The 12,215-nt window shown below is 72.0% G+C and carries 14 protein-coding genes, 1 tRNA gene and 2 pseudogenes; 14 read left to right on the plus strand and 3 right to left on the minus strand.

Annotation, left to right across the window (positions count from 1 at the left end):
• The first annotated feature begins 122 nt into the window (after nt 1–122).
• From MMR14E_RS02025 to dxs, 8 genes and pseudogenes are all read left to right on the plus strand, one after another.
• Complete coding sequence (locus MMR14E_RS02025) at nt 123–377, plus strand: hypothetical protein (RefSeq protein ID WP_012320917.1); 255 nt, start codon at nt 123–125, stop codon at nt 375–377.
• A 113-nt stretch (nt 378–490) separates the two neighbouring features.
• Nucleotides 491–850, plus strand: a pseudogene (locus MMR14E_RS02030) (YgfZ/GcvT domain-containing protein); the annotation flags it as partial.
• A gap of 97 nt (nt 851–947) precedes the next feature.
• Entirely contained in the window at nt 948–1,562 is a 615-nt protein-coding gene (locus MMR14E_RS02035) for a DNA-3-methyladenine glycosylase I (RefSeq protein ID WP_331312595.1), read from the plus strand.
• Nucleotides 1,559–2,149 carry an HD family hydrolase gene (locus tag MMR14E_RS02040; RefSeq protein WP_331312596.1) on the plus strand — a complete coding sequence of 197 codons (591 nt, stop codon included), beginning with the start codon at nt 1,559–1,561 and terminating at the stop codon, nt 2,147–2,149. The genes MMR14E_RS02035 and MMR14E_RS02040 overlap by 4 nt, the downstream gene beginning before the upstream one ends.
• A gap of 50 nt (nt 2,150–2,199) precedes the next feature.
• A complete protein-coding gene (locus MMR14E_RS02045) occupies nt 2,200–2,712 on the plus strand; it encodes a tyrosine phosphatase family protein (RefSeq protein ID WP_331312597.1) in 513 nt (170 codons plus the stop codon).
• Nucleotides 2,713–2,849: 137 nt separating this feature from the next.
• Nucleotides 2,850–3,110 carry an exodeoxyribonuclease VII small subunit gene (locus MMR14E_RS02050; RefSeq protein WP_012320922.1) on the plus strand — a complete coding sequence of 87 codons (261 nt, stop codon included), beginning with the start codon at nt 2,850–2,852 and terminating at the stop codon, nt 3,108–3,110.
• A gap of 43 nt (nt 3,111–3,153) precedes the next feature.
• Nucleotides 3,154–3,741 carry a 1-deoxy-D-xylulose-5-phosphate synthase N-terminal domain-containing protein gene (locus MMR14E_RS02055; RefSeq protein WP_331312598.1) on the plus strand — a complete coding sequence of 196 codons (588 nt, stop codon included), beginning with the start codon at nt 3,154–3,156 and terminating at the stop codon, nt 3,739–3,741.
• Nucleotides 3,714–5,618, plus strand: a complete 1,905-nt coding sequence (gene dxs / locus MMR14E_RS02060) for a 1-deoxy-D-xylulose-5-phosphate synthase (RefSeq protein ID WP_331312599.1) — start codon at nt 3,714–3,716, stop codon at nt 5,616–5,618. The genes MMR14E_RS02055 and dxs overlap by 28 nt, the downstream gene beginning before the upstream one ends.
• 296 nt (nt 5,619–5,914) lie before the next feature.
• Here the strand turns inward: dxs and MMR14E_RS02065 are convergent, their stop codons facing one another.
• The 3 genes and pseudogenes from MMR14E_RS02065 to MMR14E_RS02075 form a co-directional block, all read right to left on the minus strand.
• The gene (locus MMR14E_RS02065) at nt 5,915–7,006 is read right to left on the minus strand and encodes a tartrate dehydrogenase (protein WP_331312600.1); all 1,092 of its coding nucleotides are present in this window, start codon (nt 7,004–7,006) and stop codon (nt 5,915–5,917) included.
• Nucleotides 7,007–7,102: 96 nt separating this feature from the next.
• Nucleotides 7,103–8,797, minus strand: coding sequence for a chloride channel protein (locus MMR14E_RS02070; RefSeq protein WP_331312601.1), 1,695 nt, complete (start codon nt 8,795–8,797; stop codon nt 7,103–7,105).
• An 80-nt stretch (nt 8,798–8,877) separates the two neighbouring features.
• Nucleotides 8,878–9,027 (minus strand): annotated as a pseudogene (locus MMR14E_RS02075) (polyhydroxyalkanoate depolymerase); the annotation flags it as partial.
• A 231-nt stretch (nt 9,028–9,258) separates the two neighbouring features.
• On the opposite strand from MMR14E_RS02075, the gene MMR14E_RS02080 reads away from it, so the two are divergent.
• From MMR14E_RS02080 to MMR14E_RS02105, 6 genes are all read left to right on the plus strand, one after another.
• Nucleotides 9,259–9,335: transfer RNA gene (locus tag MMR14E_RS02080), tRNA-His, on the plus strand.
• A gap of 257 nt (nt 9,336–9,592) precedes the next feature.
• A complete protein-coding gene (locus tag MMR14E_RS02085; protein WP_331312602.1) occupies nt 9,593–9,925 on the plus strand; it encodes a hypothetical protein in 333 nt (110 codons plus the stop codon).
• 151 nt (nt 9,926–10,076) lie between these two features.
• Nucleotides 10,077–10,643: a hypoxanthine phosphoribosyltransferase gene (gene hpt, locus MMR14E_RS02090; protein ID WP_331312603.1), complete on the plus strand. Its 567-nt coding sequence runs from the start codon at nt 10,077–10,079 to the stop codon at nt 10,641–10,643.
• Between the two features lie 163 nt (nt 10,644–10,806).
• Entirely contained in the window at nt 10,807–11,172 is a 366-nt protein-coding gene (locus tag MMR14E_RS02095) for a response regulator (protein ID WP_007567202.1), read from the plus strand.
• Between the two features lie 104 nt (nt 11,173–11,276).
• Nucleotides 11,277–11,606, plus strand: a complete 330-nt coding sequence (locus tag MMR14E_RS02100) for a hypothetical protein (protein ID WP_331312604.1) — start codon at nt 11,277–11,279, stop codon at nt 11,604–11,606.
• A 75-nt stretch (nt 11,607–11,681) separates the two neighbouring features.
• Nucleotides 11,682–12,059 carry a hypothetical protein gene (locus MMR14E_RS02105; RefSeq protein WP_331312605.1) on the plus strand — a complete coding sequence of 126 codons (378 nt, stop codon included), beginning with the start codon at nt 11,682–11,684 and terminating at the stop codon, nt 12,057–12,059.
• Nucleotides 12,060–12,215 lie beyond the last annotated feature (156 nt).

A 12,215-nucleotide genomic window follows, 5' to 3' on the forward strand; every position in this document is an offset into this window, starting at 1 on the left:
CATCGGATTTGAGCGCCGGCGTTAACCGATCCGAAATTCTCGGCTGGCCGAGCCGCCGGGACCTGCTTATCATCCATTGTGTCCGCCGGGCCCCGTGTCCGGCGCAATGGAAGTATCCGGCCATGCAGCACAGCTCTCACACCGCCCCCATCGAGGTCGATGTCGAGGAGAAACGCGTCGCGCTGAGCTACGTCTCGGAAGCGTTCGCGGAAGGCTGCCTGGATGGACTCGACGGTGACTGCATGGCCCAGGCCGCCCTGTTCGCGGCCTTTCAGGAACTCGTGACGACGTACGGCGAGGAGGCCACGGCCCGCTACGCGGAGGGATTCCCGGAGCGCATCCGCGGGGGCGCCTTCACCACGACGCTCCAGCATTGAGCGGCCTATCGAGCGCGTGAGCGCGGACGGTTGAGGCGTGGGCGGTCAGCGACTACGTCCCGGGTTCGCGGTCCGGCCTGCCGGACCGCCCGCTCTCCGAGGAATCGCCGCCCATGCCCGTCGCCCTGCTGCCGGATCGCGCCCTGGTCACCGTCACCGGACCGGACGCCACGACGCTGCTCCAGGGCGTCCTGACCTGCAACGTCGAGACGCTCCCGCCCGGTGAGGCGCGCCTCGGCGCCCTGCTCACGCCGCAGGGCAAGATCCTGTTCGATTTCCTGGTCTCGCGGATCCCGGACGGCTTCCGGTTCGACGTGCTGGCCGACAGGGCCGCGGACCTCGCCAAGCGCCTGACGCTCTACCGCCTGCGCGCGCAGGCGACGATCGCGGTCGATCCGACCGTCGCGGTCGCGGCGGCCTGGGCCGGCGCCACGCCGCCCGGCGCGGAGGCGCTGGCCNGGCGCGGGGGCCGCGGCTCCTCCCGGAGCGCCGCAGCGGCCGCGCAAGCCGATCCGATCGGTCCCGGTTCCGGCGGTGGCGTTCCGCTCCTGTTCTCGTTACCATCGCGGTATGTCCGTGACCGGCCTCATCGACCATCCCGACGGCTGCCCGCGCTGCTGGTGGGCCGGCCTCGACCCGCTCTACGTCGCGTATCACGACACCGAGTGGGGCGTGCCCGAGCATGACGGCCGGGCCCTCTACGAGAAGCTGATCCTCGACGGCTTCCAGGCCGGCCTGTCGTGGATCACCATCCTGCGCCGCCGGGACGGGTTCCGCGACGCCTTCGCCGAGTTCGATCCCGAGCGGATCGCCCGCTTCACCGAGGCGGACGTCGCGCGGCTGATGGCCGACACCCGCATCATCCGCAACCGCGCCAAGATCCAGGGCACGATCGCGGGCGCCCGGGCGTGGCTGCGGATCGAGGAGCGCGGCCCCGGCTTCGCGCGCTTCCTCTGGGACTTCGTCGACGGCCGGCCGGTCCAGGGCACGGCCCGGACCCGCGCGGAGATCGCCACCGAGACGCCGGTCTCCCGGGCGATCGGCAAGGCCCTGAAGGCGGAAGGGTTCTCCTTCTGCGGGCCGACCATCGTGCACGCCTTCATGCAGGCGGTGGGCATGGTCAACGATCACCTCGTCGGCTGCCACCGGCACGGACCCTGCGCCGCGCTGGGCCGGCCCCGATGAGCGCGCCGCCGCGCGCGTGGCAGCGCATGCTCTCCGGCCGGCGCCTCGACCTCCTCGACCCGGCGCCCGGGGATATCGAGATCGCCGACATCGCCCACGGCCTCGCCCGGGTCGCGCGCTGGAACGGCCAGACCCGCGGGCCGCACGTCTTCTCGGTGGCCCAGCACAGCCTGCTGGTCGAGGCGGTGGGCCGCCACCTCGCCCCCGGCGGCACCGACCGGGACGGGCTCGAGCTGCTCCTGCACGACGCGCCGGAATACGTGGTCGGCGACATCATCTCGCCGCTCAAGGCCGCCATCGGCGACGCCTATCGCGGCGTCGAGCTGCGCCTGCTCGCGGCGGTGCGCCGCCGCTTCGGGCTGACCGCGCCGTCGCCCGCGCTCGCGCGGCTCGTCAAGCGGGCCGACCGGATCGCGGCCCATGTCGAGGCGGTGCGCCTCGCCGGCTTCGCGCCGGAGGAGGCCGCGCGCTATTTCGGCCCCCCGGTCGACCTGCCCGCTCCGGTGCCCGCCCTGGCCGAGCCGTGGCCGACCGCCGAGGCGGAGGCGCGATTCCTCGCGCGCTTCGACGCCCTGTCTCCGCCCTGACGGATCTCCGCCCTCGATCCGTCACGATCGCAGGTCACTGGCGCCCCACCATGCCGTCCCTCCACGTCTGTCCGCTCTCGCGCCTCCCCGAGACCGTCGCCGCCACCGGCGCGAGCCACGTGCTCACGCTGATCAATGTCGGCACGCCGCTGGAGCGGCCGGCCGTGATCGACGCCAAGCACCACGCCGTCATCGGGGTCAGCGACATCGCGGCGGCCCGCGACGGACACGTTTTGCCGGCTGATGAACACGTGGCCCAGATCCTCGACTTCGTCCGGGCCTGGCCGCGGGAGAAGCCGCTGGTGATCCACTGCTACGCCGGGATCAGCCGCTCGACGGCCGCCGCCTACATCGCGGCCTGCGCGCTGGCGCCGGAGCGCGACGAGGCGGCGATCGCCGACGCCCTGCGCGCCGCCTCGCCCTCCGCCACGCCCAACCCCCTGTTCGTGGCGATCGCCGACCGGATGCTCGACCGCGACGGCCGCATGGTCGCGGCGATCGCCCGCATCGGCCGCGGCGCCGACGCCTTCGAGGGCACGCCGTTCACCCTCGCCCTGGCATGAATCCCTCCGACGCCAAGTGTGGCGCAAACGCCGCCGCGGCCGTCCAAAACGGTCCGGACCCGTCCGGCGAGCTGGTCCCCAGGGTTGTGGCCACCGGGGATCGCGCCGTACAAACACCCCCAAAGGAAGTATCTGGGATGAGTGCGAGCAGACCCGAGGTGGCCCCCGCCGCCGGCGACCTGCCCTTCGAGAAGGCGCTGGAACAGCTCGAGGAAATCGTCCGCCGGCTCGAGCGCGGCGACGTGCCGCTCGACGAATCGGTGGCGATCTACGAGCGCGGCGAGGTGCTGAAGAAGCATTGCGAGGCGCTGCTGAAGCGGGCCGAGGCGCGGATCCAGCGGATCACGCTGGGCTCCGACGGGCGGCCCGAGGGCGTCGCCCCGCTCGACATGTCCTGAGGCTCGGCGGTCGAACCGATCCCATCCGTTAGAGGTTGATGCCGTGGCGATTACCCCCGAGCAGAGTGCACTTCTCGACCGCGTTCCGTCCCCGTCGGCGCTGCGGCGTCTTCCGGAGTCGGAGCTTCAGGCGGTGGCGGACGCGGTGCGCGCCGAGATGATCGACGCGGTCTCGATCACCGGCGGCCATCTCGGCTCGGGGCTGGGCGTGGTCGAGCTGACGGTGGCGCTCCACCACGTGTTCGACACGCCCGACGACCGCATTGTCTGGGACGTCGGCCACCAGTGCTACCCGCACAAGATCCTGACCGAGCGCCGCGACCGCATCCGCACGCTGCGCCAGGGCGGCGGCCTGTCGGGCTTCACCAAGCGCTCCGAGAGCGTCTACGACCCCTTCGGCGCGGCCCACTCCTCGACCTCGATCTCGGCCGCGCTGGGCATGGCGGTCGCCCGCGACCTCGACAACGCCGCCGCCAAGGCGAAGAACCGCCCGCTCAAGCGCCGCAACGCCATCGCGGTGATCGGCGACGGCTCGATGTCGGCCGGCATGGCCTACGAGGCCCTTCGGCGCTGCGGCGTCTTCCGGAGTCGGAGCTTCAGGCGGTGGCGGACGCGGTGCGCGCCGAGATGATCGACGCGGTCTCGATCACCGGCGGCCATCTCGGCTCGGGGCTGGGCGTGGTCGAGCTGACGGTGGCGCTCCAACACGTGTTCGACACGCCCGACGACCGCATCGTCTGGGACGTCGGCCACCAGTGCTACCCGCACAAGATCCTGACCGAGCGCCGCGACCGCATCCGCACGCTGCGCCAGGGCGGCGGCCTGTCGGGCTTCACCAAGCGCTCCGAGAGCGTCTACGACCCCTTCGGCGCGGCCCACTCCTCGACCTCGATCTCGGCCGCGCTGGGCATGGCGGTCGCCCGCGACCTCGACAACGCCGCCGCCAAGGCGAAGAACCGCCCGCTCAAGCGCCGCAACGCCATCGCGGTGATCGGCGACGGCTCGATGTCGGCCGGCATGGCCTACGAGGCCCTCAACAACGCCGGCGCCCTGCACTCGCGCCTGATCGTCATCCTCAACGACAACGACATGTCGATCGCGCCGCCCGTCGGCGCCATGTCGGCCTACCTCGCCCGTCTGGCCTCGGGCGGCGCCTACCAGTCCCTGCGCGAGACCGCCAAGCAGCTCGGCAAGCTCCTGCCCAAGGCGCTCTACCAGCGCGCGGCCGCGGCCGAGGAGTACGCCCGCTCGCTGGTGGTCGGCGGCGGCACGATGTTCGAGGAGATGGGCTTCCACTACGTCGGCCCCGTGGACGGGCACAACCTCGACCACCTGCTGCCGGTCCTGAAGAACGTCCGCGACGCCGAGCACGGCCCGATCCTGCTCCACGTCGTCACCCGGAAGGGCAAGGGCTACGCGCCGGCGGAAGCCTCGGCCGACCGCTACCACGGCGTGGTCAAGTTCGACGTGGTCTCGGGCGTGCAGGCCAAGGCCAAGCCGAACGCGCCGGCCTACACGCGGGTGTTCGGCGAGAGCCTGATCAAGGCGGCGGACGCCGACGACAAGGTCGTGGCGATCACCGCGGCGATGCCGGGGGGCACCGGCATCGACCTGTTCGGCAAGGCGCACCCGGACAAGACCTTCGACGTCGGCATCGCCGAGCAGCACGCGGTGACGTTCGCGGGCGGGCTGGCGACCGAGGGCTACCGGCCGTTCGTGGCGATCTACTCGACCTTCCTGCAGCGGGCCTACGACCAGGTGGTGCACGACGTGGCGCTGCAGAACCTGCCCGTGCGGTTCTGCCTGGACCGGGCCGGTCTGGTCGGGGCCGACGGGGCGACGCACGCGGGCGCGTTCGACCTCGCCTACCTGTGCTGCCTGCCGAACATGACCGTGATGGCGGCCGCCGACGAGGCCGAGCTGGTGCACATGGTGGCGACCGCGCACGCGCACGACGCGGGCCCGATCGCGCTGCGCTACCCGCGGGGCGAGGGGGTGGGCGTCGAGCTTCCGGAGCGGGGCGAGGCGCTGGCGATCGGCAAGGGCCGGGTGGTGCGGCGGGACGCGGAGGCGCGGGTGGCCCTGCTGTCGCTCGGCACGCGCCTGGCGGAGGCGCTGAAGGCGGCGGACGCGCTGGCCGAGCAGGGCGTGGCGGTGACGGTGGCGGACGCGCGGTTCGCCAAGCCGCTGGACGAGGCGCTGATCCTGGATCTGGCGCGCGACCACGAGGTGCTGATCACGGTCGAGGAGGGCTCGCGGGGCGGGTTCGGCGCGATGGTGCTGCACCTGCTGGCCGAGCGCGGCGCCCTGGACGCGGGCGGCGTGCGGGTGCGGACGATGACGCTGCCGGACGCCTACCAGGACCACGACAGCCCCGAGAAGATGTACGCCGAGGCCGGCCTCGACGCCAAGACCATCGTCAAGACAGCCCTCGACACGCTGCCGGCGGCCTCCGGCAAGGCCGAGCCGGCCAGCAACGTCGTGAGCGTGCGCCGCCGCCCGCGCTGACACCCCGGGGCACGCGGTCTGCCGCGCTCGTTCCGTGCGCTGTCAATGCGTTCGGACCGCCGTCCCTGCGAGCGGAGCGAAGCAACCCAGGGCAGCGCGGCGCTCACCGGCGTCGCGCCACCGCTGGGTCACTTCGCTTCGCTCGTGATGACGGAGCCGGCACGCTGACCGAAGCCTCGAGACGGAGGCGGCACCCCGTCTCATCCCGAGGTGCCGGAGCGTGGCCCGAGCCTCGAAGGAGCCTTCCCGAGGTCGCGCGGTCCCCGGAAATCCCTCTGGGTGCGGCGAAACCGCTCCTATCCCAGCGCCTGCTCGACGGCCTTGCCGCAGGCCTGCGTGTCGGCGTTGCCGCCGAGATCGCGGGTGCGCAGCGTCCGCTCGGACAACACCCGCTCGATCCCGCCGACGATCTCGGCCGCCGCCGCGTGCTCGCCGAGATGCTCCAGCATCATCGCCCCCGACCAGATCTGGCCGATCGGGTTGGCGATCCCCTGCCCGGCGATGTCCGGCGCCGAGCCGTGGACCGGCTCGAATACGGACGGATGCACCCGCTCCGGGTTGATGTTGCCGGACGGCGCGATGCCGATCGTGCCGGTGCAGGCCGGGCCCAGATCCGACAGGATGTCGCCGAACAGGTTGGAGGCGACCACCACGTCGAACCGGTCCGGGTTCAGGACGAAATGCGCGGTCAGGATATCGATGTGGTACTGGTCCCACCGGACGTCGGGATAGGCCTCGGCCACCGCCTTCACCCGCTCATCCCAGTACGGCATGGTGATCGAGATGCCGTTCGACTTCGTGGCCGAGGTCAGGTGCTTCTTCGGGCGCTTCTGGGCCAGCTCGAAGGCGAACTTGAGGATCCGGTCCGTCCCGTGGCGGGTCATGATCGTCTCCTGCAGGGCGAATTCCCGCTCGGTGCCGGCGAACATCCGGCCGCCCGCGTTCGAGTACTCGCCCTCGGTGTTCTCCCGGACCACCCAGAAGTCGATATCGCCGGGCTTGCGGTCGGCGAGCGGGCACTTCACCCCCGGCATCAGCCGGACCGGGCGGAGGTTCGCGTACTGGTCGAATTCCCGCCGGAACAGGATCAGCGAGCCCCAGAGGGAGACGTGGTCGGGCACGCGCTCGGGCATCCCGACGGCGCCGAAGTAGATCGCGTCGTGGGTCTCGATCCGCGCCTTCCAGTCCTCCGGCATCATCCGGCCGTGCTGCTCGTAGTAGTCGCAGCTGGCGAAATCGAACCAGTCGAGCTGGAGGCTGAAGCCGTGCCGCTTGGCGGCCCGCTCCAGCACGCGCACGCCCTCCGGCACCACCTCCTTGCCGATGCCGTCGCCGGGGATCACCGCGATGCGGTAGCGGCGCTGCTGGCTGGTCTCTGGGGCGGCCATGGATCCTCCACGCGTGTCGAGAGCGGGCCTCTGCGGTACCCTCGGCGCCAGGTGATTGGTCCGCGCCGGGATCGGGTCAACACCCCGGCCTGACAATCAGTCGGTTTCGCCCGCCATCGCCCGGCGCTGGCGGTCGAGTTCCTCGCTGTAGCGCTTGAGCGTGTGGCTCTCGGTGAGCAGGCCCAGCACCTTCCGGCTCTCGGCGCTCTCGACGACCGCGAGCGCCTCGCTCTCGGTCCGGTCGAAGGCGGCGGCGGCGTCCTTGGCGTTCATGCCCGGCGTGAGGAAATCGTCCGCGTGCAGGAGCAGGTCGGCGAGGACCGGCTGCGCGTCGGCGCCGGAATCCCGGGCGGCCGCGTGCGTCTCGGGCACGTTCAGGATGCCGGCGTAGCGCCCGGCCCCGTCCACGGCGATCACCCGGGAGGGCGAGCCGAGGGGATGGGCGCGCAGGAAGGTGGGCAGCGGCGTGTCCAGCGCCACGGTGCCGGGATTGCGGCGCATCAGGCGGCCGACGGTGAGCGAGCGGATCCAGCCGACGTCGTGGGGGCTGCGGATGCTCTCGCCGCGCAGGTGGAAGCGCCAGGTGGCGAAGGAGTAGCCGAAGGTCTTCCGCACGGTCAGGGAGGACGCGATCACCGCCGCCAGCACGACGCCGGTGATCGGCAGGCTGCCGGTGACCTCCAGCGCCAGGAACGTCATGGTGAGCGGGCCGCCGATGATCGCCACCGCCAGCGCGCTCATGCCGATCACCGCGTAGGCGAGCGGCGTCAGGCCGAAATCCGCCAGCGGCGGCACCAGCACGGGGGCGAGGGCGGCGAACAGCTTGCCGGCGATGGCCCCGAGGAACAGGGAGGCGAAGAACAGGCCGCCGCGGAAGCCCGAGCCGATCGAGATCGCCGAGGCCGTGGCCTTGGCGGCGAACAGCCCGGCCAGGACCGCGATGCCGTGCCCCTGCCCTTCGGCGGCGAAGTGCATGTGCAGGGCGCCGTGGCCGCCCGAGAGCACCTGCGGCGTCGCGAGCAGCGCCAGCGCGCCGACGCACAGCCCCCCGAAGGCGGGCGCCGCCACCCGCGGGACGCCGGAGGCCTGGACGAGGCGCTCGACCAGCGTGACCCCGCGCATGATCAGGATCCCCAGCGCGGCGCAGAACAGCCCGAGGGCGAGGCTCGGCAGGATCTCCAGGCTGGTGACGTGCGAGGTCGTGACCGCCTGCATGTCGCCGAGATCGACGAGCGGCTGGGCCTCGATCAGGGCGCGCGAGATCAGGTTGCCGCACAGCGCCGCGACGACCACGGGCGTCAGCGTGGCGATCGAGTAGGTGCCGATGATCAATTCGAAGGCGTAGAACGCGCCGGCGAGGGGCGCGCCGAAGCCGGCCGCGATCGCCCCGGCCGCGCCGCAGCCCACCAGGGTGCGCAGGTCGCTGCGCCGCACCTCGAAGGCGATGCCCAGCCGCGACGCCAGGCCGGAAGCGATCTGCGTGTAGCCGGCTTCGAGACCCACCGAGGCGCCGGACCCGTTCGAGATGACGTTCTGGAGGGCGAGGTAGAGGCTGTCGCGCAGGGACATGCGTCCGCCGTGCAGGGCGTTGGCCTCGATCGGGTCGATGGCCGGGCGCTTGCGCGGGCCGCGGACGTAGTTGGCGGCGACGATCAGCAGGCCGAGGACGGCGCCCCCCAGGCACGGGCCCACGAGCAGGAGCACCGGCGACACGGCGTCGACGGCGCTCAGGCGCGCGCCCGCGGGCAGCCGGTAGAGCAGCTCGCGCAGGGTCTGGGTGATCCAGGTCATGGCGGAGACCGCGACGCCGGCGACGCAGCCTACCAGGGTCGCGAGGGCGACGAGGCCGCCCTCGCTCCGGCGGACGAGGCGCCCCGATACGACACCGCGTTCCGGGCCAGGGCGTGGTCCTGGAACACGGTCTTGACCGTCTCCAAGTAGAAATCGGCCGCGAGGTCGAGCACGGCGAAGTACTCGTCGTAGAAGGTCTCGATCGCCTCGGCCTTGTCGTGATGGCTGTCGCGCGCTCACGGTCCGCCCCTTCGCTTCCGGTCCGCCCGATCGGCGCGGCCGACGCGTCGACCCCGCCGTCGCAGTTACAGCCGGGGCCGATCCCGTTGCAAACGCGCGGGGCCGCGGGGCCGCGGCCGGCTCGCGCGCGGGGGGCGCGGACGGTGCGATCCACGAAGTCCGAATCCCGTGCACACATCGCCTTGAAAACTGCCGCGGCCCACGATACACCCCGCGCCAGTGCCGCCGTAGCTCAGTTGGTTAGAGCACCAGATTGTGGATCTGGGGGTCCCCCGTTCGAGCCGGGGCGGTGGTACCATCCATTCAGCTCGACAGCGCGAGGGGTTGGCGGATCGCCAGCCCCTTTTGCTTGCGCGGGCACCGCGCCGGAACGGGACCGGATCCGGCACGCCCGAACCGGAACGCGCCTCGGAGCCGTCGAGACCGGTCCTCGTGCCGGCGCCGGCCTGTACACGGACGACTGCCCCCGTGCTGGCGCACGTTATAGAATTGCCAAATTTGCCCGCATACCGTCTTGGCCGGGAGAAGACTATTTTCGTTAGCGTGAAGACTGCCATGAAGAGCACAACACAGCAGGATCAGCTCGAGGTCGTGAGCACCCTCGCGGCCTCGCTCGCCGACCGGATGCTGATGGAGCGTCTGACGCAGGGGAAGCTGCCCCTTGCGAATGCGAGCCGCCTCTGGACCGCCTCACTGCTCCTGGAGGAGCACGCGCGCCCCATCCCGCGCATCGTGACGGACGTCCTGGAGCAGGTCCGACACGTCGATCCGGACGACGCGGACGGTGCCGGGGTGGACCTGACCGCCGCGCCGCGTCCAGGCCGGCCGTCGCGCCGGCGCGGGCTCACCCGCCTGCTCCGTCCGTTCCGGCAGGCGGCCGAAGCCTGAGCGGCGTCGACGGCTGCCCCCGGCCGCGCCCCGTGACGGCGCGGGACCATCGTGTCGGATCCGGAGTTCCCCGCGCGCGCCCGGGACGCTAAGACCGTCTCCGAGCGCGGCGGCGGACCCCGCCGCGCCAACGGTCTTCGGGACACGAGAGATGAGCATCCCTGAACGGCGCGTCCGGACCCTGTTCGACGAGGCGGCCATCGCCAAGCGCAACGACGAGCTCGCCCGGGAGATCCTCGCCGCGCGGCCCGAGAACCTCCTCGTCGTGGCGGTGCTCAAGGGCAGCTTCATGTTCGCGGCCGACCTGCTCCGGTCGCTGCACCGGGTCGGCCTCGCCCCGCAGGTCGAGTTCGTGCACCTGTCGAGCTATCGCACCGGGACCGTCTCCAGCGGGCAGGTCGAGATCCTGCGCGACGTGCAGAGCGAGGTGCGCGGGCGAGACGTGCTGCTCGTGGATGACATCCTGGAATCGGGCCGGACCGTCGTCTTCGCCAAGGACCTGCTGATGGCCCGCGGCGCCCGGCGCGTCCTCACCGCGGTGCTGCTGGAGAAGCCCGGCAAGCGCGCCGTGACGATCGACGCGGATTTCATCGGCTTCACCTGTCCCGACGTGTTCGTCGTCGGCTACGGGATGGACGCCGCCCACGCCTTCCGCCAATTGCCCTTCGTGGGCGTGGTCGATTACGGGGACGGCGCCCCGGACCTGTTCGACGCCTGACCGCTCCCGCGGCGCGGCATTTTCGCCGCGCGCCGCGGCGCGCGGGACAATTCAGCCTGCGACGACTTGACAGACGGGGAATTCGTCTGTGTCTGTCGGCGTTTGGGCGCGCGCGGCGTCGCGACGCCGCGCGCGCGGATTTCGGGGACGGTTACGGGACCACATGGCGCGCATCCTCCTGGTGGATGACGAAGAGACCGTCCGGGGCTTCCTCAAGCGGGGGCTCGAGATCGACGGGCACGCGGTCGTCACGGCCAACGACGGCAGCGACGGGCTCGACCGCCTCAACGAGGCCGACGGCGGCTTCGACCTGATGCTCACCGACATCCGCATGCCGCTCATGGACGGCATCGCCCTGGCCCTCGCCGCCAAGCGCGACTTCCCCGACCTGACCATCCTGCTGATGACCGGCTTCGCCGATCAGCGCGAGCGCGCGCGCGGGCTCGACGCCATCGTCACCGACGTGCTGACCAAGCCCTTCTCCCTGGCGGATCTGCGCGCCACCGTGAGGCGGGCGCTCGCCGCCTGAGCCGGGCGGGACCTGTTCGGAAGAACTTAAACATTGCTCTTAGGTTGAGCTTCACGAAAGCGTGGCACCTTCGGTCCGACTGATCAGACCGAGCACGGAACGCCATGCATCGCCGGGACCGGGACATCGACGCGGCGGCCTATCAGGCGGACCGCTACGGCTGGGAGCCGGACGACAGGGACTGGGACGACGACCGGGACGCGCGGCGCCCGCGCAGGGGCGCCTTCGGGCGGTTCTTCTCGCTGACGAAGCTCGCCCTGCTCGCGGTGCCGGCCGGGCTGTTCCTGTACGGCAGCTTCGCGGATTGCAGCGCGCGCCCGGCGGCGGGCTGGCTCGGGCTCGTCGGAGCCGGCGCCTGCGCCCGCACCGAGATGCTCGGCAACGTCCTGTCGATCCAGGACAACCTCGCGCTCCTGAAGCGGCTCATCAACTGAGCGCCCGCTCAACGTCCGCTCAACGCCCGCTCGCGCCCCTCCGCTCCGCTCCGAACCGACCTCCGCGAGGCCGCCATGTCCACCCGTCCGCTTCTGCCGGCCTCGACCGCCCGCGCCTCCGACGCCCTCGAGGAGGCCCAGTTCCGCGCCCGCATGGCGCGGGTCGGGCCGGACGGCGCGCACCACACCCCGCGCCGGAGCCGGGCGCCCGAGCGGCGGCGCGGCCTCCGCCTCGGCTGGAAGGGCTGGCTCGTCGTCGACTGCCTGGTCGTGCTGCTGGTCGTGGCAGCGGTGGTGGCGTGGCCGCCGGTCCAGTCCTGCCGCAACCAGGACCAGACGGTCGGGTTCTACGCCGGGGATTCCGTCGGCAAGTGCATCCGGCGCGGGATCGCCGACCGCCTCGACACCGCCGACCAGCGCCTCAAGAGCCTGATCCGCCGCTCGGGCCATTGAGGCCCCCGGCGCGCGGATCCCGGCGCGGCGCGGCCCGAGAGGCAGGACGGACAGCAAGCGGCCATGCCCAGGCGGCTGTGCGGGACGGGTTCGGGCGAGCACGCCCGCTCCGACGCGCCGGCCTGTTGACTACTCTCACGACCAGCACACCCGCAT

This window comes from Methylobacterium mesophilicum (assembly GCF_036441335.1).
In the GTDB taxonomy this organism is placed as follows: Bacteria; Pseudomonadota; Alphaproteobacteria; order Rhizobiales; family Beijerinckiaceae; genus Methylobacterium; species Methylobacterium mesophilicum_B.

Coding starts and splice junctions, on each gene's coding strand:
- MMR14E_RS02025 (WP_012320917.1), top strand. CDS start 123: ATGCAGCACAGCTCTCACACCGCCCCCATCGAGGTCGATGTCGAGGAG.
- MMR14E_RS02035 (WP_331312595.1), top strand. CDS start 948: ATGTCCGTGACCGGCCTCATCGACCATCCCGACGGCTGCCCGCGCTGC.
- MMR14E_RS02040 (WP_331312596.1), top strand. CDS start 1,559: ATGAGCGCGCCGCCGCGCGCGTGGCAGCGCATGCTCTCCGGCCGGCGC.
- MMR14E_RS02045 (WP_331312597.1), top strand. CDS start 2,200: ATGCCGTCCCTCCACGTCTGTCCGCTCTCGCGCCTCCCCGAGACCGTC.
- MMR14E_RS02050 (WP_012320922.1), top strand. CDS start 2,850: ATGAGTGCGAGCAGACCCGAGGTGGCCCCCGCCGCCGGCGACCTGCCC.
- MMR14E_RS02065 (WP_331312600.1), bottom strand. CDS start 7,006: ATGGCCGCCCCAGAGACCAGCCAGCAGCGCCGCTACCGCATCGCGGTG.
- MMR14E_RS02070 (WP_331312601.1), bottom strand. CDS start 8,797: ATGACCTGGATCACCCAGACCCTGCGCGAGCTGCTCTACCGGCTGCCC.
- MMR14E_RS02085 (WP_331312602.1), top strand. CDS start 9,593: ATGAAGAGCACAACACAGCAGGATCAGCTCGAGGTCGTGAGCACCCTC.
- hpt (WP_331312603.1), top strand. CDS start 10,077: ATGAGCATCCCTGAACGGCGCGTCCGGACCCTGTTCGACGAGGCGGCC.
- MMR14E_RS02095 (WP_007567202.1), top strand. CDS start 10,807: ATGGCGCGCATCCTCCTGGTGGATGACGAAGAGACCGTCCGGGGCTTC.
- MMR14E_RS02100 (WP_331312604.1), top strand. CDS start 11,277: ATGCATCGCCGGGACCGGGACATCGACGCGGCGGCCTATCAGGCGGAC.
- MMR14E_RS02105 (WP_331312605.1), top strand. CDS start 11,682: ATGTCCACCCGTCCGCTTCTGCCGGCCTCGACCGCCCGCGCCTCCGAC.